The 23085-nt window shown below is 57.7% G+C and carries 15 protein-coding genes; 5 read left to right on the top strand and 10 right to left on the bottom strand.

Annotation, left to right across the window (positions count from 1 at the left end):
• Window position 1: 1 nt before the first annotated feature.
• Window positions 2–5179: a DEAD/DEAH box helicase family protein gene (locus AKG12_RS25840; protein ID WP_052821031.1), complete on the bottom strand. Its 5178-nt coding sequence runs from the start codon at window positions 5177–5179 to the stop codon at window positions 2–4.
• Window positions 5180–5561: 382 nt separating this feature from the next.
• Between AKG12_RS25840 and AKG12_RS25835 the strand changes: the two genes are divergently transcribed.
• The 5 genes from AKG12_RS25835 (at window position 5562) to AKG12_RS25815 (ending at window position 11882) form a co-directional block, all read left to right on the top strand.
• On the top strand, window positions 5562–6194 hold the full coding sequence (locus tag AKG12_RS25835) for a hypothetical protein (RefSeq protein ID WP_052821022.1): 633 nt from the start codon (window positions 5562–5564) through the stop codon (window positions 6192–6194).
• A gap of 150 nt (window positions 6195–6344) precedes the next feature.
• Window positions 6345–8063, top strand: coding sequence for a nuclease-related domain-containing DEAD/DEAH box helicase (locus AKG12_RS25830; protein WP_197283356.1), 1719 nt, complete (start codon window positions 6345–6347; stop codon window positions 8061–8063).
• The gene (locus tag AKG12_RS30820; RefSeq protein ID WP_052821016.1) at window positions 8050–9021 is read left to right on the top strand and encodes a hypothetical protein; all 972 of its coding nucleotides are present in this window, start codon (window positions 8050–8052) and stop codon (window positions 9019–9021) included. The genes AKG12_RS25830 and AKG12_RS30820 overlap by 14 nt, the downstream gene beginning before the upstream one ends.
• Complete coding sequence (locus AKG12_RS25820) at window positions 9018–10646, top strand: RecQ family ATP-dependent DNA helicase (RefSeq protein WP_052821014.1); 1629 nt, start codon at window positions 9018–9020, stop codon at window positions 10644–10646. Before AKG12_RS30820 ends, AKG12_RS25820 begins: the two co-directional genes overlap by 4 nt.
• A gap of 414 nt (window positions 10647–11060) precedes the next feature.
• On the top strand, window positions 11061–11882 hold the full coding sequence (locus tag AKG12_RS25815) for a DUF3800 domain-containing protein (protein WP_052821011.1): 822 nt from the start codon (window positions 11061–11063) through the stop codon (window positions 11880–11882).
• Window positions 11883–12160: 278 nt separating this feature from the next.
• On the opposite strand, the gene AKG12_RS25810 is transcribed toward AKG12_RS25815, so the two are convergent.
• From AKG12_RS25810 to AKG12_RS25770, 9 genes are all read right to left on the bottom strand, one after another.
• The gene (locus AKG12_RS25810) at window positions 12161–13150 is read right to left on the bottom strand and encodes a hypothetical protein (RefSeq protein WP_052821009.1); all 990 of its coding nucleotides are present in this window, start codon (window positions 13148–13150) and stop codon (window positions 12161–12163) included.
• A 275-nt stretch (window positions 13151–13425) separates the two neighbouring features.
• Window positions 13426–14160, bottom strand: a complete 735-nt coding sequence (locus AKG12_RS25805) for a hypothetical protein (protein WP_052821007.1) — start codon at window positions 14158–14160, stop codon at window positions 13426–13428.
• Window positions 14161–15003: 843 nt separating this feature from the next.
• Entirely contained in the window at window positions 15004–16791 is a 1788-nt protein-coding gene (locus tag AKG12_RS25800; protein ID WP_082179050.1) for an ABC transporter ATP-binding protein, read from the bottom strand.
• Entirely contained in the window at window positions 16788–17747 is a 960-nt protein-coding gene (locus tag AKG12_RS25795) for an acetamidase/formamidase family protein (protein ID WP_052821002.1), read from the bottom strand. The genes AKG12_RS25800 and AKG12_RS25795 overlap by 4 nt, the downstream gene beginning before the upstream one ends.
• A gap of 7 nt (window positions 17748–17754) precedes the next feature.
• The gene (locus tag AKG12_RS25790) at window positions 17755–19371 is read right to left on the bottom strand and encodes an ABC transporter substrate-binding protein (protein ID WP_052821001.1); all 1617 of its coding nucleotides are present in this window, start codon (window positions 19369–19371) and stop codon (window positions 17755–17757) included.
• 27 nt (window positions 19372–19398) lie between these two features.
• On the bottom strand, window positions 19399–20319 hold the full coding sequence (locus tag AKG12_RS25785; RefSeq protein ID WP_052820998.1) for an ABC transporter permease: 921 nt from the start codon (window positions 20317–20319) through the stop codon (window positions 19399–19401).
• Window positions 20319–21218, bottom strand: a complete 900-nt coding sequence (locus tag AKG12_RS25780; RefSeq protein WP_052820996.1) for an ABC transporter permease — start codon at window positions 21216–21218, stop codon at window positions 20319–20321. The genes AKG12_RS25785 and AKG12_RS25780 overlap by 1 nt, the downstream gene beginning before the upstream one ends.
• Window positions 21193–21804 carry an ANTAR domain-containing response regulator gene (locus tag AKG12_RS25775; protein WP_052820994.1) on the bottom strand — a complete coding sequence of 204 codons (612 nt, stop codon included), beginning with the start codon at window positions 21802–21804 and terminating at the stop codon, window positions 21193–21195. The genes AKG12_RS25780 and AKG12_RS25775 overlap by 26 nt, the downstream gene beginning before the upstream one ends.
• A complete protein-coding gene (locus AKG12_RS25770; protein ID WP_052820993.1) occupies window positions 21804–22877 on the bottom strand; it encodes a transporter substrate-binding protein in 1074 nt (357 codons plus the stop codon). Before AKG12_RS25770 ends, AKG12_RS25775 begins: the two co-directional genes overlap by 1 nt.
• Window positions 22878–23085 lie beyond the last annotated feature (208 nt).

The raw sequence follows: 23085 nt of genomic DNA, 5'->3' as shown, positions 1-23085 counted from the left end.
ATCAACCTGCAAAATTCTTGATGAAACCGTCTGGTAGCCCTTCGGACGAAACTTCGGGCAAGCTGTATACAACCCAGCCCTTGCTCATCGCATCCGCCTCAGCTTCCGATGTCAGCTCTTTGGTCGACGCAGCAACCATACTTGCACGCCACGCAAACTCGAACTCGACGCCCCCGAAACGTGCGGGCATTGTATCGATCTGAGGAATGCCAGCGGCTCCGAACGCCTCAAGCCAAGGCGATACCACTGCGCCTGGTGCTGCCTTTGCCGCTCGGGAAATCTCCCCGCGACTCAGATCGATTAGGAATTGCGCAACTTGTGGGCTCGCCCGATTGATCAACTCGTGGTCTGGCTGATTGAAGTAGGAGAGAAGGCAGCGATAGCAGCCACGCACGCAGCTCCCATCCTCTTTCTCCTGCAGCAGATCTGCATCCCCCGCCGCAATCGCAGCATCTACATTTTCGAAATGCATCAAGCCGAGCGCCGTCTTGGCGACCTCATTGATTGCTCCTCCGTCGTCAATCAGGCGCGTAAGCACGCCGGCTCCGCCTTCGGTCGCCTCATAGGTGAGAATTGCTCGCCTGTTATCTCTCGCAGGCAACGGCTCACTCAGAATTTCACCTTCCTCAAGTTGGAAGACCACCTCTATCCCACGCAGCAATGCATATTGGACCGTTGCGATCGTTTCTGGCTCGTATTGTTCTGGCCTTTCAAAGCGGAGCAGCAAGGCATTCTTTCGGTCGCGAACGATTGGCACTATTTTGACCGGTTTCACCACATCCGGCGGCACATCCGTGTCACCATCCTCACCGTCAGACTTCGCCCAGTAACCGGATCTTGGATCGATATGGAAGCCGAAGACGGTCTGATCCCTTCGACGCTTAAGGCCCTTGTTCAAGCGACTGATTTCAGCGCTATTGGCGTATTGAAGTGACAGGAGCGACGTTTCTTCGCAGACGAACTTGGCGTTGCTCACCTGGACCTGACCGTCCTTCTTCGGCCAGGAGAACACGGTCTGGATATCAAAGCCCTGCCGTACTCGTTCTTCATCGTTTGCCGTAATGCGCTCAGTCGGGGCCGCTTCTACATTGTCGATACGAAGCGTCTTCTTAATGGGGACCTCTCCGGCCATGTGATTGTCGCACCCGTGACAACGCTCGACTTCGCCTTCGTGGGACGCACCACAGTTGGAGCAAATGTAGATGTCCTTGGTCGCCAATTCGGATCCATCGCCTTGGCGTACCTCTGGGGGCAGCTTAGCCTTCATAACCCGGTAGGCACGGCCTTCATGGTATATCAGACTGCGCGGCCCGAACTCGGAAATGGCCAGAAATCGTGCCCTGGACAGGAATGTGCCGGTTTTCCCTTCACCGGGTACAAACGCGTACAGCGGTAGGCGTGGGAAATTGTACCCAGGCAGGAAGCCTTCCGTCGCAAGATACCGATACGAATAGAAATCGGATCCATTCGAGGCTTTGCCTTGTTCGAGAATTGCAATTTGATCCTGGGCTTGCATCTGCGCGGCTTTGATCTTACGTCGGTCCGCTCCTGAGAGCCCAGTGATCTCCGAGCGCTTGTTCGCCTCGGCCAACTGCGTTCTTGCGGAGCTGTAGAGCTCACGCCAACGGTCAAATGCCCGATCAAATGCTTTCGGCGCGTTCATGGCTGTTTGAAGAACGAACTCGTCCGGATCTTCCATCCAGATTGGGATCCTGCCACCATCGGACGCCAGAATCTGTTTCAGAACTCGCGCCATAGGACCGCGTGCCTGAGAGGCAACAGTAGACTTCGAAATTACCGCCAGAACCTCATCATTCAGCGGGAATTTATCGCCGTGAAGGTCTAGGATTTCAGGAATATCTGGGGAAAGCGCCAATTTCGCTTCCGCGAGCCAAACCGCATGAAGGTGCGACCGGACAAGTTCTTCATTCGTGATGTCGAGTGCTGGTGGACGAACGACACCGGCCACCATATCATTGCGCCGTTCAAAGAAATACTGGTCATGCGGAGATCCCGAAGCGCAGTACGTCACGACAACCGCCGCCTGCCCAGACCGTCCGGCACGTCCAGCGCGTTGTGCATAATTCGCTGGCGTGGGCGGTACGTTCCGGAGATACACGGCGTTCAATGCGGAAATGTCGACGCCGAGTTCCATCGTTGGGGAGCAGAATAGCGCTGGCAAAAATCGGTCGGTTTCGCCGGTTGCTCGAATTTCCGTGCGGTACTCCGAGGTCGCGAGATGTTGCATATCATCCTGTTCGAACCGGAACCGCCATTCTCGCCATTCGCGCTGTTTCTGCGATACCTGCGCCGTATGTTCACGGCCCTCCAGCCCCCAGTAGGTACTGCGCCCATCGCCAAGGTCATTTGCGATCGCGGTGTAAAGGTCATGAAAGTATCGGTTGCCGCGCTGGCTTTCATCAGAAAGCGCGGGCCCGGGGATAAGCCGGACTGCGGATGGTGACAGGCGCCAGCCTGTCACGTCACCATCGAGCTCGACGGGCACAAGTAGCCCTTCATCGCTCAGAAAGGCAAGCACTCCCTCCATGAACTCGTAATACTCATCCTTGTTCAGCTTCGCGCCTAGGACGGACTTCCGGTTCAGGAACCTTGCGATTCTGGAGTTGGGGCCAGCCCGGAGAAGAGTTTGTTCTTCGCGAAGCGTGACCACATTCTTGCTGCCCCCGCGCAGGACCAGGGAAGAGCGTGCTCTCGGGTTCTCCTTCTGGTCAATTGCCCATGGGGCTTGAAGAAGTATTCGGGATTTCTGCGCCACACCATCGAGGACAGTCAGGTCTAGGGCCTCGGTCTGAACAGCCAGGCCTTCGAGCATCGCAGACAATATAGCCTTGAGAATAGCCTGCCGCTGAGCGATGCGGAGATCGCCAAGAGCTGGATGGATGGCCATGAAGCGCTCGCGATCTTCAGAAAGTTCCTCAAGGCCGAGGAAATTCACATCGATCAAATTGAGAACAGACAGGCTGGGGTTGGTGAAGCGCCATCCACGGCGTAGGTCGGTCCAGACACGATGGGCGAGCACTTTAGCGAGCGAACGCTGTGCGTCTTCACGGATAATGGCGCCAACATTCGCGTCGAGAAGCCAATGCTGCCGAGCCTGCTTGTTGACTGCGGTGAAACCAAGCGCCTTCACTACCTGAAGGCCGAACTCGTCTTCTGCAAGGCCTTCTGAGCCAGCGGAGATCACCGCGTGAAGAATGGCTCCGCGCAACAGACTTACAAACAAGAAGTCGTTGAAATGACCTGACTGCAGTGCGGCATCCTGACGGTTGTCGGTAAAGCCCAGCAGTTTGCGCTTCGTCGCAGGTACGCCGCTGCCCGGTTTGTTCATCCACTCCAGGGCACTGGCCACGAGCAGTGTTGTCGCAGAACTCCGCCCTTCGCCAGAGAGCCCGGCAAGCTTGCTGCGTTCACGCATGCCTTGCGTGGGCTCGTCATGACAGCAAAGGCAGAAAGCAAACTTCCCGGGGATGAACCAGAAATCGTTGCCGCCCGCTCCATGGCGGCCGTCTGCACCCACCGCATATGATATTGGGGTGCGCTTCTTACGATAGCCTCTCAGCCGCTCGATGCCATTCTTTTCCTCCCGCCAACTCTCAGGGTAGCCCTCAAGCTCCCCGGAGAACTGAAAGTAACTATCGTCGACATTTACTGGGCAGAGATAGCCGGCAACCTCGTCGTCCTCAGTATCGAGCGGGGTGTCATCAATGCTTCGGGGAAGAAAACGCAAATCCCCATCATCCTCGACCTTCGTCACGACATGGTATTCTTGGCCACAGTTTCTGCAAAAACGCGTCGGATAGAGGCGGTTGCCAGGCGCATCCGGATCTTCAAGCTGCCCCTCGAGAAGAATCCGCCGGGGTCGGGCTGTGAGTGTCGTAAATACTTCGCCTGCGCCGGAGATGAAACGATGGAGCTTGAAGGCGAGAAAAGCACCATCCTTTGTGCCGCCGCGCTCATTCTCAGGCAGACTTGTCCGCGTTAGGAACGTTTCGAGATAGTGGCGGCAGGTTTCGGCGTCGACCCCAGTGGCCAGCGACAGCTTTTCGACAGCCTGTTCGAACGGGATCGGCCTTTTTCTCCGGAGTTCGAGCCCGTCGTCCAATCCGAGCTCCAACTCCGCCCACACCGAGAGCGGGTGGTGCTTCAGGGCCGCGTCGTCGAGTGCGTCCGGGAGGGGCTGCGTTAAGACCTTGCTCAAGGCGCCAACGACATGCTCAGTTTTCAAGGCGTCATCGGTGGCACGCTGCAAGGACTCGTCGATGACCGCATCCGGGCCAATCTCGGTGCCAAACAGTCGTGACGCGACCTTCGCGACGGCGAGTGCGCGGCTCTCATCCGAGCCCTCGGATGCCATCGTTGCCGAGGTGCCGATGCAGATCGGCTCTTTGTCAGGAGAGCATCGATCACGCAGACGCCGAACCAGGACTGCAACATCGGCTCCCTGGCGTCCGCGGTAGGTGTGAAGTTCGTCGAGAATTATGAACTCGAGGCCAGATGCGTTTGCGATTACCTGCGAGTCCAGATCGTCCTGCCGCGTCAGCAGCAATTCGGCCATCATGTAGTTTGTCAGGAGAATATCTGGCGGGTTGGCGGCAATTCGCTCGCGTTCTTCTCGGCTTTCCTGACCAGTGTAACGCTTTACCACTGGCCTGAAATTATCAGGTAACCCGGAACCAGCGATGAACTTGTCAATCTCCTTCATCTGGCTATTGGCCAGGGCGTTCATCGGATAGACGATGATTGCCGATGTCCGCCGCGGTTTTCCCGCGCGACGAGCACGGATAATTGCGTCGACAACTGGCACAAAGAAGCACAGGGATTTCCCCGAACCTGTGCCGGTCGTCACAACGTAGCTCTTGCCTTGTTTCGCCTTCGCAATTGCTTCGGCTTGGTGACGATGGAAGCGAAGGGGTGTCGCTCCGAACCGGAAAACCTTGCCCGTGCCCTCATCAAGGTCACCTGTGGCGACGAGTTCATCGACCGTCGGCCCAGCCATAAAGCGCGGGTTGAGTGATAGGAGGGCATCAGGCCAGAACTTTCCGGCGTCGTACTGCGCGTCGATCTCGGATTTCAGGTCAGGCGCCCGAATCGCGCTGAAGGAACGCGAGAAGTGCTCATATGCGTCGATCAATTGGTGATCAAACTCAAACGCTTTCATCAAGATGCCCAACTACCTGAACGACAATAATTGTTTACGATAAACACCAAGTAGTGAAAGTACAATTGACTTTCCGACTGCCGAATTTCGGAAAAAGCCGCGCCACTTCAGCAACTTTCACGGTACTGAGCAATGGATGCCGCATTGGCGTATAGGCTCGTGCGATAAAGTTCGAACGAGGAGATAAGCGGAAATAATTTCCGCTGGGGCCGGGAGCGGAATGGCAGCTTTGGCATCATGCAATTCAAAAGCTGACATATCTACTACGCCAACTTCAGCGCCAGCTTGCCTCTGGCAAATCTCACTTACGATCAGCCGCAGCAAGTTTCGCGCAAAATTGCATGGCCAAGTTGAACGCACGCAATGAAAGGGATTTTTCGCTATGGCTGATTTCAGTAGTGATCGGGCGATGATGGCGTCCTCTAAAACTTACAGCAAAGTGATTTCTGAAATCAAAAAAGCCTGGCTCGAGGCATTTGGAGATGAGCTCGTGGTCCGCGGATCCGCCCCGACTTCCCGGTTCGAAAGTATGGTGGATGAACTCCGCAGGCGCTGGGCACGACGCGATGATAAGGAGCGTCTGATCGTGGCCCTTGACCTCGAAGAAGGGGGCAATGAGAAGAAGAGTGTTGAAGAAGTCATCGAGAAGCTTGCTACCGGCAACCTTGTGAAAAGCGTTGACGATCTTACCGCGAATCAAATTTTCTCTGCCATTCACGCGGTTGCACTCGACTCCAGTTTTGACAACGAGCTTGTCGAGATGGGATTGGACGAATTCCTGCGCTTGGTCGTGCGTCGGATCTTTGACGACAACAAAATCAAGGGCCGGATCAATATCGGGCCGAACCGACATTTCCCTAGGCTTTTTCAGTGGCTCCGCGAATACGCCAACAACACAGAGTGGGAGGATGGCATTGGGTTGAAAATTCGCAACCTGTCTGGACGGGGGCGCGTCGCACAATATCCGACTGATCCGAAGCTGCTCAAGGTCGTGATTGATCGCGGGTATCTCTGATGCTTCGACAAAAATGAGATCTTGCGCCGTGCACATTTCGTGCGAATTAGGCAACTTCGTATTTTATCTTGTACCGCTATCGTTCTAGCTTTGATCGTGGAAACCATAAGTGCATCAGATTATCACTAATTCAGAGTCATGGTGGCTGCCATGGCAAATATGATCCCATCGTCGACCAAGGACTTTCACGATAGCAGAGGGGAAGAGAAAGTCTTCTACGCGCTGCGAGGTCTTCCCGATCACGTCACGGTGATCCATTCGCTGAGGTGGCTGCATCCGGGTCGCAATCTCAAAATGGACAAACGGATAGGGGCCCAGGGCGAAGGCGATTTCGTCATCTTCGATCCCACACAGGGAATAATGGTCATCGAAGTCAAGGGCGGTGAAATCTGGTGCGAGCGCGGAGAGTGGCACCAGAAGAATCGAAAGACAGGTGATCATAAGGTGATCCGCCCGGAAGAGCAGGCGAGCAACACCGTCTACCGTATTCGGGAGGAGTTGATCGACCGCGCGCCTCACCTGGCAAAACTCTTGTTTTGCCATGCGGTCTGGTTTCCGGAAGGAATGCCGAACAGAAGCAACCTCCCATTCAATTGCCCATCCGACATCGTATTGGACGAGGAAGATATTGCTCGCCCTGGCCAGGCAATCGACCGCGCTTTCGCACATTGGCGGCACGCCTTGCCAAACCGCGGTCAGGCGAATGAAAAGGAAGCGAAAGCCGTCCTCGATGCCTTGGCGCCTTCATTTTCTTTGGTGCCTTCAGTCAGAAGATCGGTGGAAGAGCGCGAGGAACAACTCGTGCAAATGACCCGCGAACAGGCCAGGATTGTTGCCTTTCTTGATGAGCAGCACCACGCGGCGATCCATGGTGCGGCCGGAACAGGCAAGACCATGATCGCTTTGGAGAAAGCTCGCCGCCTTGCAGGACCGAACGATCAGGTGCTGTTCCTTTGCTACAACAACGCGCTCCAACGACACCTGCAGCAGTTTCACAAGCATCCGCATGTCACGTTCGCAACTTTTCACGGACTCGCCAGGGAGCTGGCGGGGCCGGGCGGTTCGCTTGATGACGCGGAACGAAAGCTGCTGAACTTGCTCGTGGATGACGGCCCGCTTCCCTACGATCATCTGATTGTGGATGAGGGCCAGGACTTGACGGATTGGCTTGAGTTCTTCGGAAGCCGCTTCCGAGATAGCACCTTCTACGTGTTCTACGACCGGAATCAGATCATGCAGGCCGGCGATCTTACATGGCTCGACTCGATCCCATGCCGCCTTGTGCTCGGTAGAAATTGCCGGAACACTGACGAGATCGCCCGTGTCGCATATCGCGCTGGAGGGCTAAACGTAAGTCCAACTCTTGGCCTGAGCGGGCCAAAGCCGGTCTTACACGTGGTCGACACGATCGAGGAAGCCGCGCGCCTTACGGAAAAGCTGTTGGTTTCCGCTCGGGAGGAGCAAAAAGCGCGACCTGACGAAATGGCCGTCCTAACGCTCGCGCCCCCGCCCGATGGCAGTCCATTAAACAGCATAAGTCCACAAGGACTAAAGCTTTCAGGAGATCCGTCAGAGGGATCCGTCAGCGTCATGACGGCTTGGCGGTTCAAGGGCCTTGAGGCGAGCATAGTGATCGTCCCAGACATCGATTTCAATCAAGCCGAAGACACGAAGTGGCGAAACCGACTCTACGTCGCGTGTTCGCGTGCCCGCCAGCAAGTTCACCTCATCGCAATTTCAGCCGGACAAAACCCAGCGAGCGCCGCTACGGTATTTGCGGACTCAGAAAAAGTTCGTCGAACTTGGCGCGCGCTTGCAAAGCAACTGGGCGCAGAACTTTCACAGGGAGGAAAAAATGATCCTGTCTAAGAACACAGAACTCGGCGAGTTCGATGTCATCGGCACACAACCCCATATCCAGAAGGTCTGGGCCGAGATAGAGAAGTCCCTCCCTAAATACTGGGCGAAGTTTGTCGCAGCGCAGCCGGCCGCGGCCGCAGCCAAGTTGGCTTCCCATTTCGGCGGTGCGAAGCATCCGCCAAATAATTCTTCGGCAGCGCTTCAGGCTTTTGCAACAGCGGTTGAGAAATTCGAGAGGGCCGCTCCGAAATATCGCGATTTTTTCGATCCGGACGCCATGGAGGAGTTTTCGGACTCTCCCACGAGTTTCAAATCCCATCTCGCGAAAGAAATTCCTGTCATAGCGGGTACGCTCAATCAGCGGCGGCCCGAACTGCAGGAATGGCAGCACGATTTCCGCAGGGCGAAAGCCAATGATCTCTTGACCGTCTTTTCAAACATAATGGATTTCAAAGAAGATTGGGCTGCAACGAAGAGTGAGGCCGTATTTTCCAAGTTTGACAGTCGGGAAGAATTTGGGCTCGACGAACTCGACACCGACGAAACGATGACGCTCTCGAGCGTTATCGGGATGGGTATCAAAAGTATCGTTCTGTTCCATCTGGATCCGCGAATTTTTCCGCAGCGTGCCCGCACAGACCTTTACGGTCTCTATTTTCTGTCGGGAATGCAGGACTTCGGCTTGGCAAGCAAGTCATCTGAGTTTCTAATGATTAACGATCGGGAACCCGCTTCGAATGGCAGCCTGATCATGGAACATAATTTCTGGTATCCGTACGGCCTCTTCTCGGCGTATGCGATCCGCATCTTCCGATGGCTAGACGAGCAAGTACGCGCCCTCGGAGGCGCACTCGACACCAAGGTCCGATATGTCTACGTCTCGCATTTCCTCGCCGCGGTTTGTGCGGAGCATGCAGAACATATGAAGGTCATGCGCGCGCACGATCGTTTCGGAAATCCCTCATGACAACAACGACTGTTGAGGCACTCGCAAAGTGGTTCCCGGAGATCAACGCTTTTCGTGATCGGCAGGAGAATGCTATCGATCGCTTGCTTCACGATCAGTCGGCGCTACTCCTGATGCCTACCGGCGCGGGCAAGACTCTGACATACCAACTGCCCGTCCTCCAAAAGGGCGGCATCAGTTTGGTGATTTCGCCGCTGATTGCACTCATGAGAGAGCAGGTCGAGAAGCTGACAACGAGGGGGATAGGAGCAGTCGCCCTTGGTGGCCTAGACCCCGCCGAAGCGCAAGCGGCCCTTGCTAGATTTCCCTGGGAAAGCGGCGCCGGTTTTCTGTTCACATCACCGGAGAGGCTCGAAACCGATGGCTTTCTGGAACACGTATTGAACGCCCATCGGCAGCGGATAGTTCAGGTTACTATTGATGAAGCTCACTGCATATCTCAGTGGGGACACGATTTCAGACCTGCTTACAAAGCTCTGCCGCGGTTCCTGGATCGGGTCTTCGGTCCCAGTGGATGGCCACCGCGGCTTTGTCTGACAGCAACTCTCGACCCGCCAAGCGAGGAGGAAGTCAGAACTGACTTCAGGCTGCAGCCGTCGGATGTCGTGCGAAGCGACCATATGCTACGCTCCAATCTCGATTTAAGCTACGAGACGTACAGCCATACCGATACCAAGCTCGCGGCCCTCGACGATCTGCTGGAAGAACATCGTGGCGAAAAGATCATTGTATACGCGCACCTCAAACAGAACAAGCGTGGCGGGACCCGAACGATCGCCGAGCGTCTGCGCGCAAAGGGCCACAAGGCTGAGGCATTCGATGCTGACTTGCCACTGAGCGAGCGAGATCGCGTGGCAAGCTCCTTCAAAAGCGGGGAAAGTCTCGTTGTCTGCGCGACCGGCGCATTCGGAATGGGCATCGATATTCCGGACATCCGTGGTGTCGTACATTTGATTCCGCCGGAGTCATTCGAGCAATACTATCAGGAAGTCGGTCGTGCAGGCCGTGATGGCAAGCCAGCCTTCGCAAAATTTCTCTATTTCTCGAAGAATGGAGAGGTTCGCCGCGAGATGATTGAAGCCAGCCTTACGACGCCAGTGGCGGTAATGCAGAGCTGGAACGACCTCATGGACTCCTGCGGGCAAAACGATTTGAAGCTGATCGATCCCCAGATGGTATTCGACGGAAAGGACTATAACTACGCTCTTTTCCACGCGTTCCAGAGGCTGGGGGCCATCGATGTCGTAGCCCGCGGTCCAATGCGGCTTGATGTCTACGAGCCCAAAGGACCAGATGGGTTGCAGCTCATCAATCGACTTCGCGCCAACACAAAGACTGGCAACTTTCTGGCGGCATTCCGGAAGATGTCGCTCGATCCCGCCGACGGGTACCGTCAGGTGTTTGAACTGCAGGTGAGCGGGCAATTAAAACTCGTGAGGAGCCCAGGCAACTGTCTGATATTCCGAACAAAGGATTTGACAAATGTCCAAGCGGACCAGATCTCGACCGATATCAATATAAAGGTTGAAAATCGGCTCAAAGAGTTCGACACGTTCAGAGCAGTCATGGAGACCGGGATGGATATAGAAAAAGTTTTGGCAAAAAAGTTCGCGAGTCGCTCCTGAGACATCTGGTACCGATCGAGCGAATAGCGCCGGACTTCCAGAATGGCGCTGTAGATATCAGCCGAACGCGTTCTTACGGCGCTGATGACGTTTGAGAGCATTGTTGTGAGGCACGTCAATAAATCACAGCCTCCACCCTGCGCGCTACTAAAAGATCGACAGGATGCCCTTCTTGATATTGAACGAAGGTCCGGCTGTTATGATTAGCCGTCTGCCACCCGCCGTTGTCAGGACTAACCAATCGCCTGACTGCCGCCAGCGTCGTGCGAAATTCCTCGGCCACCGCCCCAAGATTGACCAGCTAGCAAGCGGTAGCAAGGTGGATGACGAAATGGGAAGTGAGCAAAAATTATGTGTTCGCGGGTATCTATAGTCAGATAGAACGAATCCAGTCGACTGCTACGAGAGATTGCCTTGCCTGTCACCTTAAACCTCTACCTCGACGATTCCGGAACTAGACATCCCACCTACAAGGTCGGGAAGAAAGCGGCGCACGGGTACGACTGGTTCGCACTGGGTGGAATTCTGGTTCGAAGTGACGAAGAGGACAACGCGCGAAAACTTCACGCACAGTTCTGCGAGAAATGGGAAATCACTGCGCCCCTGCACTCATCGGAAATCAGATCGCAGAACGAGAATTTCGATTTCCTGCGAGGCTGGGAGAAGGACAAGCTGGGAGCATTTTACGAGGAGCTCTACATTCTTATGCGAGAGGTGCCCGTGGTCGGTATCGCGTGCACTGTCGACCGTCCTGGATACTGTGGACGATACCTCGAACAGTACAAGCAAAATCCTTGGATGCTCTGCAAAACCGCATTCACGGTTGTTGTCGAACGCGCCGCGAAATATGCTATCGCCGCGGGCATGAAACTGCGCGTGCACCCTGAGCGCTGCAACAAGGCTGAAGATGCGAAGCTGGAGGGGTATTACAAGGCTCTAAAGACGGAGGGAATGCCGTTCGCTAAGGACAACTCCGATAAGTACGGCCCCTTGACCCCCGAGCTGTTGAACCAGGCGCTCTACGAGTTCAAGACCAAGCTGAAGACTTCGCCGATGGCGCAACTGGCGGATCTGTATCTATGGCCGATCTGCATGGGCGGCTATCATGCCAGTAATCGTCCTTACCAGCGCCTGACCGAAGACGGAAAGCTGATTGATTGCCGCATCAAGGAAGACGAGCGGCCGATGCTCGGATCAAAATATAGCTGCTTTGAGAATGTCGAACGGAAGGCCTAAAAACTCAAAAAGCCTCCGACGTTTCCATCAAGGCTTTTGGGCGACCGCAAAGGCGATCTCGTGGGCCAGGCCCGACTGAATAACTATCGTAGCCGATGATTTGTTGCAAGGAATTTTTCGTTAACCCGAATTAACCCGACGGTGGCACGAACACAACGCTCGTCGAAATCATACCTAGCTTATTACCTCGGAACCTATCACGAAGCCGCGGTCATTGTCGACGTCGTAGCGCGCGATGACGTCCACTGTCACCGTCCGCGCATCTAATGTCGAAATTTTTAGCGCACGCGCGCTAGCTCGTACATATATGCCATAGGATGCCTGGTCATCGTCTCGCGCTGTTTGCGGTTGAACGCGAGGCCACCGCTGAACATATCGGCGACCGCTGAACCGATATCCTTCCAGTTCGAACCGAACACAGCGCCGCCTACGCCCGCGAGAGCGGACGAAAGATTGCCGGCACCTGTCGCTGCCGTTGCGGCGGCCGCAATTCCTGCGATTACTACTGGCTTCAGGACGAACTCGATACTGTTGCCGCCTAGCTCGCTGCGGAGATCGCGGAGATCTTCCGCCATCTTTTCTCGGAAAATGCGGTTGATCTCATCGCGGTCGAACTGATCGATCGCCCCGTCGAGGGCACGTATGTGTGCCTGCACTCTATCGGCATACGTATGCCGAAGCTTGCGATAATCATCACCTCGGCGTTCCTTGGCCTCGCGCTTTCGGAAGGCGATGAGATTTTCAATAGGAATGCTGCCAGCATCGATCAGATCGAGCGTAATCGGCACAACCTCTGCCGTTGTACCCGGTCGCTGACCGCTGCTGCCGATCATCCCATAAGCCATCAATCGGTCAGTTACACGCGCGAACTGCGTTCCTGCGCATGCGTCGGCTAGCTTAGCCATCACCATAAGGCCGCCGTCTTGGGTGAATGGAAAGTCTCCGTTGGGGAACTGCCCAGCGGTGAGCCCGTGCTCCTTCATCAGATCCCAGGTTCGCATCGAGAATTTCTGCGGCCAGATCTCGTAAGGATCCTGTGGCCGATCGACCTCGCCAACCCAATATAGGCTCGGTGGTAGACGCCTCGCCAGTAACGTCGTCTCAATCGCTTCGTGCGCGCGTCGCTTCTGCGCTTCATTAGGAACTATCTTGGCTCCGACCAGCTCCCACGCTTCAGCCAGATCTGCCTTATCGTGGTATTCCGGCGAATAGTGTTGTTCCGGGACGATTGTGTGCAACTGATCCCAAAGGAGAAGCGACGATTGCATAAGCGAGCGGCTGTGTACCGTCGTCCGCGGATAATATACTGCCGATCTCATCGTTCCCTCACTAGCTGACCAAATGCGCCTCGATTTTTTTATTGGGCATCAGACTGCTTTGGCGCATTACCGTACATCAGCTTTTTGCTTTTTCCCACGTCGGGTACAAGAGGTTGGTGACGGCTCAAACGTGGCAGCCCGCCGCTCGGCCAAAGCCTTCACCCGCTCACCCCCGAATTTCCCCATCGCCCGGCCTCGGCTCGAGTAACCCGCGCAGGCCCGCCTCACTTGTTGCGGTTGGCGTCCGTGATGCGAAGGCCGTAGTCACGCTCCAGCATTTCGACAACTTTGACCAGCGCCCGAAAGATGCCCAGCTCGTTGCTGCCGAACTGATAGCGTCCCGTCATCAGCACCTCCGGATCGATGTCCGCAGGGACGTATCGGCGCTTTAAGCTCTCGTCGCCCTTGTCGAATTTCACGGGATATCGGAACGACCGCCCTTCACCTTCCCAGATGCCCCCAGGGCCGTAGTTCTGGATATTGGCGTTGTAGCATTCGTCTCCGATAATGCCTTCCATATCAATCAGCAGATTCTTGATCGGCTCGATCCTCGCCCGAAGATCCCTGACGTAAATAAATCGCCGGGCGCCTGCCACGACATGATCGCGCTGCCCCGTGAAGTCATCGGGGAATGACTGCTCAGCTTCATTTTTCAGTCGGGAGATTTCTTTGGCGGGCACACCGTCGAACCTGGCGGCATGCAGTTCTTGAAAAGCTTCGATTTCGAGTTTGGCCATGGAGAGCCGCTCGTCCCAGCTCTCGGAAATCTCAGAGACAGCGGCAACGATGCTTTCATGAAAGCTGGCAGCAGTCCCGAAGTCCAGCGCTTCAAGCTCAAGATAGGCGGCTGTTTCGGTTTCGATAGTGTGGGCAACCATAACGGCATCATCGCCCCAGCCATCGATTGCCGACTGTCTGATGGCGGCGGCAACATCACTTGGCATTTTCTTGTTCTTCATCGGCAATCTCCTCGGGACACTGACATTTTTGCATGCCGGCCAAAGAACGAGCCACCGATTTCTTCACGCATATTTCCCGTTTCGGCATTTGATAACATTGCGGTCCTGACAGTCCCTGCCTTTCCCTCTCAAAATCATCCTCACGCCACGACGGGCCGACGCTCCCTGCTCTTTTCGGTTGCCGCTACGATAACTGAATGGCATCACATGAACGACCGAAATGTGGGCGCAAAGCGGACGTCCATGTGGTTTGTCACCTGCTCGTGAATTCGTCATTAGAGCGGAAATTATTGCCGCTCGACCGTCCAGTTGACTGATAACCAAAGCCAGGGCACAAAGGTGGCATCCACGGTCGCTCGCGATTGGAAAACAGAGGGGATTTCAAGGCTTTTCAGCTAAGCCATTGAAATTATATGAGAATTCAAGCCCCCAGCAAGCCATTTTTGGACCTATTCCCCTCAGTTTAATCGCTGCCATTCCCCACCAGAAAAAGTGACGTCTTTGCAGCTACTTGCCGCGATTTCGCGTCAAGAACCATGTGAGGTCCTCCAGATCCCGGGGATGCCTGGAGCTCTGTAAAAAGACGGCTGTGGACCCCTTTCGAGTACCTCAAACAACCCGAGACCAACGACAGTGCTGGGGCCGGAAGTTGAAAGTCGGGTTTGCGCCGCAGTAGATAGGATTGCCGCCGTTTGCTTCGACGTCCTCCGCGGGGCCTGCGAATGCCATCACCATAATCACAGTTCGAAGGCAGTCATCGTCGCCAAGGTGCATTTGTGGCGGAGGCCTGAAGCCGCAGCCGCTTTTGACATAAGAGAAGCTCTGCACACGCCTCACTATGAATCAGGTCTCATTGAGAATTGACTGCGCGACGAGGTGACCGTCGCCGAAGTCGATGAGGCGCACCTGTTCCGGGGCTTCGCCGACCTTCCACACCGGGCTCGGGATCTCGCCCGCCAAGCGCAGGCCGGTCGCCCTTTCGCGACGCGGGTCCGGAACCGGGACCGCTTCCAACAGGCGCCTGGTATAGGGATGCTGAGGATTGCCGAAAAGCTGCGCGCGCGTTCCCATCTCCACGATCTGGCCGAGATACATGACGGCGACGCGGTCGGAGATGTTCTCCACCACAGCCATGTCGTGGCTGATGAAGAGGTAGGTTACCCCGCTTTCCTTCTGCAGGTCGCGCAAGAGGTCGAGCACCTTGGCCTGGATCGACACGTCCAATGCCGCAACGCTTTCGTCGCAGACGATCAGCTTCGGCTTCAGCGCCAGCGCGCGGGCAATGCAGATGCGTTGACGCTGGCCGCCTGAAAACTGGTGAGGATAGCGATTGTAGACGCTGGTCGACATCTCGACGCGATCAAGCAATTCGCGCACGCGCGCCTTCTGTTCGGCCGGCGTGCCGATCCCGTGGATAACCAGCGGTTCGCGGATGAGCTCGCCGACGGTCATGCGCGCATCGAGCGCCGCCATGGGGTCCTGGAAAACGATCTGGAGATCGCGTCGGATCGCCTTGCGGCCGGCGGAGTCAAGATCACCCATGGCCTGGCCGTTGATCTCGATGCGACCTGCATGGGGCACGAGCCCGACCAGCGCTTTCGCCATTGTCGACTTGCCGCAGCCGGACTCTCCGACCAGCGACAGCGTCTCACCTCGAAAGATCTCCAGCGAGACATGCTCGACCGCATGGACGCGGGCAGCAACGCGGCCAAGAAGACCCTTTCGGATCGGGAAATTCACCGACACATCATCATAGCGCACGAGCACGTCGCGAGTTTCCGGCTCGGGCCGCGATGCCCCGGCACCGATCCGTGGTACGGCGGCGAGCAGGTCGCGCGTGTAATGCTCTTGCGGGGCATCGAACAGGTCGACCGTGTTGGCGGCCTCAACCATCTTGCCCTTGCGCATGACGATGACGCGGTCGGCCATCTCCGCCACCACGCCCATGTCATGGGTGATTAGGATGACGGCGGTGCCGAGTTCCTCCTGCAGGTCCCGCAACAGGTCGAGAACTTCACGCTGAACCGTCACGTCGAGCGCCGTCGTCGGTTCGTCGGCGATGAGGACGGCGGGGCGCAGCGCAATCGCCATGGCGATCATCACGCGCTGGCGCATGCCGCCAGAAAGTTCGTGCGGATATTGCTCAAGTCGCTTTTCGGGCTGGGAGAGGCGAACGGCCTTGATCGACTCGAGCGCGCGGGCTCTGGCCTGCGACACCGACAGAGATTCGTGCGCGCGGATCGCCTCGATCAATTGGCGGCCGATACTCATGACCGGATTGAGCGCGGTCATCGGCTCCTGGAAGATCATGGCGATGCGCGCGCCGCGCATCGCCTGCATTTTTTTCTCGGGCAGGGTCGTCAGTTCTGTTTCGCCGAAGCGGATGGAGCCACCCGTCACCCGCACGGCGGGTGCGGGCAAGAGCCCCATACAGGCCAGCGACGTGATCGACTTGCCCGAGCCGCTTTCTCCCGCGATCGCAAGCGTCTCGCCTCGATGAAGGTCAAAGCTGAGCCCATCGACCAGCGGAATGAGCCCCTGGTCCGAGCGGGCAGAGACCCGCAGGTCGCGAACCGACAAGACGACGTCGGCTGTTGATTCGAGCACGGGAGAAAGCATGGCTGCGGTCATTCGAAGACGGCCCTCGGGAAGTAGAAGCTGACCACGACATTCGGCATGTCGACGATCTCGGAAATGCGAAGATCGCCACAGGTCGAGACGAGCATGTAGGCATCGACTGGATCCATCTTCTGCGTCGTTGCGAGAAGATCGACCATGTTGGCGACGGCATCCTTGGCCGCGGTCCACAGGTCAGGACCGATGCCGGTCGTGACCTCATACCCCTTGGCGTCGAGATGACGCGTGACCGGGCCCGGCGTCGTGAAACGCGGCGTCTTGAGCGGCTGGTCCTTGATCAGGTCGAGCGTCAGCACGACGTCGAAGGGGCTTTCGATTGCGGTACCGCAGACCTCGCCATCGCCCTGGGCGGCGTGGGTATCGCCGACAGAGAACAGCGCGCCGTCGACCTCGATCGGCAGATAGAGCGTCGTTCCGGCGGACAGGTCGCGGATGTCGAGATTGCCGCCGACGCGCCTCGGCGGGACAACCGTATGGTGACCCTTTTCAGCGAGCGCATTGCCGATGGTCCCGGCAAAGGGTTTAAGGGGCACGCGCCCGTTCTTGCCGAACAGGGCCGGCTCCATGCTCGTCGCGTCGAACTTCCAGACATTGAGCGCGGGCACGGTGAACTGATCGGCAAGCAGGCCGAAGCCGGGAATGTTTGCCGTCCAGCCGAAACCGGCGCCGTCGCGAAGCTGCGGTGTGAAGCTCTCGATCGTCACCTTCAGCACGTCACCGGGCTTCGCACCATCGACGTAGATCGGACCAGAGACCGGGTTGATCTTGGCGAAATCCAGCGCGACCACGTCCTCGACGGTGGACTGGGGACCAAGTTGGCCCCCAGAGCTGTCGAGGCACTGGAACAGGATCGTCTCGCCCGGTGCAGCCGTCAGCGCAGGGGCAAAGGAATTGTCCCAGCCGAAATGGTGCTGATGGGTGTGGATCGTGTGGTTGCAGTGCCTGCACATGGCTGCATCACTCCTTGATGAAGACGTAGTCGTAGTTGACCGGGATCGACACCGGATCGACGTACAGGGCGTTGTCACCGCCCATACGGGCAGACTTCATCGTATAGCGCTGTTCGTTGAACACCGGCGCCCACGGCGCGTCTTCCATCACCTTCATGTAGATCTCGGACCACTTGGCCAGACGCTCGTCCGCCTTGGCCGGATCGACGATGGAATCTGCTTCGGCGGCCAGCTTGTCGAGGTCGGCGTTGCAGTACTTCGCCCAGTTCCAGCCGCCTTCGCCGGCACCGCTGCACCCCAGGATCGGACCGTAGAAGTTTGCCGGATCCGGGAAGTCGGCGATCCACGCCATGCCGCCCGACCAGATCATCGGGGCGTTGCCGGCGCCGCCGGCCTCAATCACGTTGGCCTGCGCCAGCGACTTGATCGATGCATTGATGCCGATGGCCTTCAGGTCCTGCTGGATAGCCTGGGCGATACGCGGGTTCGGGTCGGTGTTCATGACGAACAGTTCCGTGTCGAAGCCGTCTGCGTAACCAGCCTCGGCCAGGAGCTTCTTTGCGCCTTCCTGATCGAACTTGTAGCCCTCATAGCCTTTGGTGTAGCCCGGCATGGATGGCGGAAGCGGCTGGGTTGCCGGAACGGCGCGACCGTTGATGACCTGAACGATGCGATCCTTGTTGATCGCCATGTTGACGGCTTGGCGCACCTCGACCTTGTCGAACGGCGCCTTTGTAACGTTCATGGTGATATAGCCGGTGTGCAACTGACCGCCTTCGACCACGAGGCTTTTCTGCGCCTCGTCCTTCATCACTTCCACGAAGTTGGCCGGCGGAATGCCGTCGCCCGGAATGTCGACTTCGCCGTTCTGAGCCCGCAGCAAGGCGACGACCGGTTCCTGGCCGACTTCTACCGTGAAGCTGTCGAGGTAAGGAACACCCGAGATCCAGTAATCGGCGTTCTTCTCGAACACGAGGCGCTGGCCGAGCGTCCATTCGGTCAGCTTGAATGCACCGGTGCCGACCGGCTTCTTGCCGAAGTCTGCGCCCGCTTCTTCGACCGCTTCCTTCGGCACGACAAAAGAAAAGTTGAGCGCCATCACGTGCAGGAATGTTGCGTCCGGGCGCGACAGCTTGAAGACGACGGTGCTCGCATCGGGAGCAGAGACGCCCGAGACCGTCTCGGCCTTGCCCTCTGCGGCTGCGTCATAGCCGTCGATCATCGCAAAGAAGCCTTGGCCGGGCGACTGAGTGGCCGGATTGATCACGCGGTTGATCGAGTAGACGACGTCGTCAGCCACCAGCGCGCGGCCATTGTGGAACTTGACGCCCGGGCGCAGTTTGAATGTGTAGGTTAGGCCGTCCTCGGAAATCTCATAGCTCTCGGCAAGGCCCGGACGCAGGTTGGTCGTGCCGGGCTCGTAGTCCATCAGGCCGTCGAAGACCGACTTGATCATCGACCAGTTCTGCCAGTCATAGCCGATGGCCGGATCGAGCGTTGCGACATCGTCCTTGTAGGTAACGACCATGTTGCCGCCGTGTTTCGGCTCCTGGGCCTGAGCCGGGGCAAAGGCCGGCAGGGCCAAGAGGGTTGCGAGCGCAGTTGAAAGGATAAGCTTCTTCATAGGCCTTACTCCTGTGGGTTGACGGTTTCAGCGCAGCTTGATGCGCGGATCGATGAGCGGCGAAATCAGGTCGGCGATCAGGTTGCCGATGACGATGCCGCAGGCTGAGACGAGCGTGACCCCCATGATGATCGGGATGTCGACACGCTGAATCGCTTGCCAGGCAAGCTGGCCGATACCGGGCCAGCCGAAGACGCTCTCGACGACGACGATGCCTGACATGAACAGGCCGATGTCGATGCCGATCATGGCGATGATCGGCAGGATGGCGTTGGGCAGCGCATGGCCAAGTATGACCTTGCTGCGGCCGAGGCCCTTGGCGCGGGCGGTGCGGATGAAGTCGGCACGCAGGACATCGACCATGGAGGATCGCATGATGCGCGAGTACCAGCCCGAGCCGAGAATGCCGAGCGTCACTGCCGGTAGTACAAGGTGAGAGAACGTGCCGTAGCCACCAATCGGAAACCAGCCAAGCTTCACCGCAAAGACATACAGCAGCAGAAGGGCGACAACGAACTGCGGCGCGGAGACCGTCAGGAAGCTCGTCAGCATCAGGCCGTTGTCGATCGTCTTGCCCCGATTGAGCGCCGCGACGATGCCAAGCGGCAGGCCTATCAGAAGCTCGCAACCAATCGCCGCCACCAGTAGGAGCAAAGTTGCCGGCAGGCGCGAAAACAGAAGTTCCGCGACTTCCGTCTTCTGAAGATACGATCGCCCGAAATCGCCCTGAACAAGGTTCCACAGGTAGTTGCCGTACTGCACGAGGAACGGCTGGTCGAGGCCAAGCTGCTGGCGGATGCTTTCGACCGTCGCCGTCGTTGCGGAACGGCCGGCGATCTGACGGACCGGGTCTGCGGGCAGGACGTAGAGCAGGACGAAGGTGATGAACGAGACACCGAGCAGGATAAGCGCCGACTGAACGAGGCGTCTGAGGATATAGGCAGCCATCAATCACGCCCCTGTTGTGTCGGATCGAGAATGTCGCGCAGCGCGTCACCGACGAGGTTGAAGGCGAGTGCAAGCAGCAGGATCGCCGCGCCGGGAATGAAGACGAGCCATGGTGCCGACTGGAAGTAGGTCTGGTTCTCGAAGATGATGTTGCCCCAGGATGGTATCGGCGGCTGAACGCCGATACCGAGGAAGGACAAGGTCGCCTCCAGCAGAACGGTGGTCGAGATTCCGAGCGTACCCCAGACGATCAATGTCGGAATGAGATGAGGCAGGATGTGCTTGAAGAGAATGCGGCCGTGACCGGCGCCAAGCGTTTTTTCAGCAGCGATGTAGTCTCGCTCGGCGAGCGACGAGGTTTGCGTGAAGATCACCCGGGCCGTTTGCACCCAGTTCACGAAGGCAATCACCATCGCGACGATCCAGAGCGACGGGGAAAAGATCGCTGCAAGGCAGATCGCCAGCAGCAATGCCGGGAAGGCCATCATCAGATCGGTGAAACGCATGAGCACCGCACCGATCACCCCGCGGAAATAGCCTGCGGTCACCCCCACCAGCGTGCCGATAAGCAAAGCGGCTCCGTTGGCAACGAGGCCGATCACGAGCGAGGTCTGCGCGCCATACAGGATGCGTGAGAACAAGTCGCGACCGAGTAGATCCGTGCCGAACCAGAATGTCTCATTCGGGGGCAGCGGCGCGCCTTCGATGGTCAAGCCATCAAAGAACTGCTCGTAAGGATCGAACGGCGCAAGCCACCTGGCGAAGACCGCGCCGCCAACGCAGATGATGGTGATCAGCAGCCCCAAGAGTGCCAGCTTGCGCTGAGCCAGTTCACGCAGCACGGACGGCCCACTCTCCGACACGACCAAGGGTTCAGGCGGGATCGATGCGTCTGCCATCGTCGTTGCCCCTTTCATTCGAATAGTTTGCCACAAGCCGCTCCGCGGCAATTTCGATCGTCACGCGCCATGCCATTGCAGTCTGGCGCAAGAGGTCATAGGCCTCGGCCTCGGTCTTGCCCTTCATCACGAAGATCATGACGGCGCGCACGATCGTCTGGCGCGCCGAGAGGCGGCTTTGCAGGTCGGCAATCAGGACCTCGGATGCATTGGCCCGATCGAAATTGCTGCGCGCGACGAGAAGAGCCGCGTAGACGCCCTTGTCGCTCATAGGCTTCAGGAGCTGCGCGTGTGCGCCCATTTCCATCGCCCACCTCAAGCGGCCAGGCGCTTCCGACCCAATCAACGCGATCATCGGCATCGGCGATTGACCGGGCGCCCAAGGGAACTGCTCGTCATGCCCCATGTCGGCATCGTAGAAGATAAAGTCGGCCTCAATCGTCTCCGCCGGCAGTTCCGGCCAGGCTTCGCGCACCTCCAGCCCGATTACCCCGAGCTGGCGGACAAGACCGTGAACGGATGGGTGAGGCCGGTGCAGGATCCAGGCCGTTGCTCCACCCAGATTTTCTGTCCTGATGCGCGTCATTACACGACCTTCAGCCGGGAACCCGTATGCACGGGCTGCGAACGTTGCGTCAGGTACGGATCGGCCCGCGTCTCAGGCAGCCGCTTGATCTCGTTGAACCGCCCGCTCTCGAGCCGCGCAATGATGGCAGGCTGGCGCGCGTGAAGGTGTACAGGATCGAGCCGCGTCGGGCGGCCACTACGGAGCGCTGTGTGTAACAGCTCCGCCAAAGGGAGCTCTTCTGCCCCCGGGCGGCCATGAAGCAGCAGAGCCAGTTCATACACGGACTGGCGCGCCATCTCGTGAAACGATCCGCCGGTACCACCGCCTGGCTCAAACCAGGGACCGGCCGAGACCAGTCCTTCGGCCGCCTCGCCGGCCGCGTCGATCTCGCATTCTGTGAAGTTGCACGACAACACGGTCACGTCATGGGCGAATTCGGTCTCCTGCTTCAACTCGGTCAGCCGCGCGAGAAACGCATAGGAGCTGTCTCCGACAAGCGAGTTCAGTATGAAGCTCGGCTTTAGCGTCCGGATGTCATGGATAATGTGGTCGAGTTCGGTATCGCCGATCGGCAGATAGCGATCGCCGAGGATCTGCCCCCCCGCCGCCGCGATCTTTTCGCGCGCGATCTGAGCCATTTCCCATCCCCAAATATAGTTAGAGCCGACGAGGTAGGCACGGGTGCCGAGCGTGGGCAGCGCCCAGTCCAGAAGCGGCAGCAGATGCTGGTTCGGGCATGCGTGCATGTAGGCGACACGCTCGGACGCCTCGAAGCCCTCGTAGGGCACGGGATACCACAGAATTCCGTCAAACCGCTCGAGTTCAGGAATGACCTCCTTGCGGCTCGCAGATGTGATGCAGCCGAAGATATGGCGTGCCCCGGAACCACGCAGGATTTCACGGCAAAGCGGCGCATAGCGATCGAGTCGTCCCTCCGGGTCGCGCTCGGTGACGCGGAAGGAAACGTCGAGCCTCGGATCGGCATTCACCTCCTCCACGCCACGAAACACACCGTCGCGACTGGCGCGGGACAACGCGGCATACATGCCGCTACGTGAAAGAAGTACGCCTATGTCTACGGTACGCTTCATCGAAATTCCAATGCAAAAAGCCCCGACGATGCGCGTCGTAGACGCGATCGAAACGGGGCTCAGGTGCCGACTATTTGGTTCAGTCTAGCCTCGGAAAAGGCAGATTGGAAGCTTAATTTCGAAATGAGGCGGTGAAATCGCACGATTGCTTCTCACTCACCCCCTGCCGCGCAACAATTGTGCATCTGCTGCTTTCTTGCCCGATTCG

The organism is Agrobacterium sp. SUL3 (assembly GCF_001263295.1).
Lineage (GTDB): Bacteria > Pseudomonadota > Alphaproteobacteria > Rhizobiales > Rhizobiaceae > Agrobacterium > Agrobacterium tomkonis.
The sequence above is the reverse complement of the archived record's forward strand: the minus strand, read 5'-3'. Positions and strand labels throughout refer to the sequence as shown.

What these genes read in the sequence shown, in the direction of transcription:
- AKG12_RS25805 (WP_052821007.1), bottom strand. Translation starts at nt 14,160, where the DNA reads ATGAAGAACAAGAAAATGCCAAGTGATGTTGCCGCCGCCATCAGACAG.
- AKG12_RS25820 (WP_052821014.1), top strand. Translation starts at nt 9,018, where the DNA reads ATGACAACAACGACTGTTGAGGCACTCGCAAAGTGGTTCCCGGAGATC.
- AKG12_RS25780 (WP_052820996.1), bottom strand. Translation starts at nt 21,218, where the DNA reads ATGGCAGACGCATCGATCCCGCCTGAACCCTTGGTCGTGTCGGAGAGT.
- AKG12_RS25830 (WP_197283356.1), top strand. Translation starts at nt 6,345, where the DNA reads ATGGCAAATATGATCCCATCGTCGACCAAGGACTTTCACGATAGCAGA.
- AKG12_RS25810 (WP_052821009.1), bottom strand. Translation starts at nt 13,150, where the DNA reads ATGCAATCGTCGCTTCTCCTTTGGGATCAGTTGCACACAATCGTCCCG.
- AKG12_RS25775 (WP_052820994.1), bottom strand. Translation starts at nt 21,804, where the DNA reads ATGACGCGCATCAGGACAGAAAATCTGGGTGGAGCAACGGCCTGGATC.
- AKG12_RS25800 (WP_082179050.1), bottom strand. Translation starts at nt 16,791, where the DNA reads ATGACCGCAGCCATGCTTTCTCCCGTGCTCGAATCAACAGCCGACGTC.
- AKG12_RS25790 (WP_052821001.1), bottom strand. Translation starts at nt 19,371, where the DNA reads ATGAAGAAGCTTATCCTTTCAACTGCGCTCGCAACCCTCTTGGCCCTG.
- AKG12_RS25840 (WP_052821031.1), bottom strand. Translation starts at nt 5,179, where the DNA reads ATGAAAGCGTTTGAGTTTGATCACCAATTGATCGACGCATATGAGCAC.
- AKG12_RS25785 (WP_052820998.1), bottom strand. Translation starts at nt 20,319, where the DNA reads ATGGCTGCCTATATCCTCAGACGCCTCGTTCAGTCGGCGCTTATCCTG.
- AKG12_RS25835 (WP_052821022.1), top strand. Translation starts at nt 5,562, where the DNA reads ATGGCTGATTTCAGTAGTGATCGGGCGATGATGGCGTCCTCTAAAACT.
- AKG12_RS25795 (WP_052821002.1), bottom strand. Translation starts at nt 17,747, where the DNA reads ATGTGCAGGCACTGCAACCACACGATCCACACCCATCAGCACCATTTC.
- AKG12_RS25770 (WP_052820993.1), bottom strand. Translation starts at nt 22,877, where the DNA reads ATGAAGCGTACCGTAGACATAGGCGTACTTCTTTCACGTAGCGGCATG.
- AKG12_RS30820 (WP_052821016.1), top strand. Translation starts at nt 8,050, where the DNA reads ATGATCCTGTCTAAGAACACAGAACTCGGCGAGTTCGATGTCATCGGC.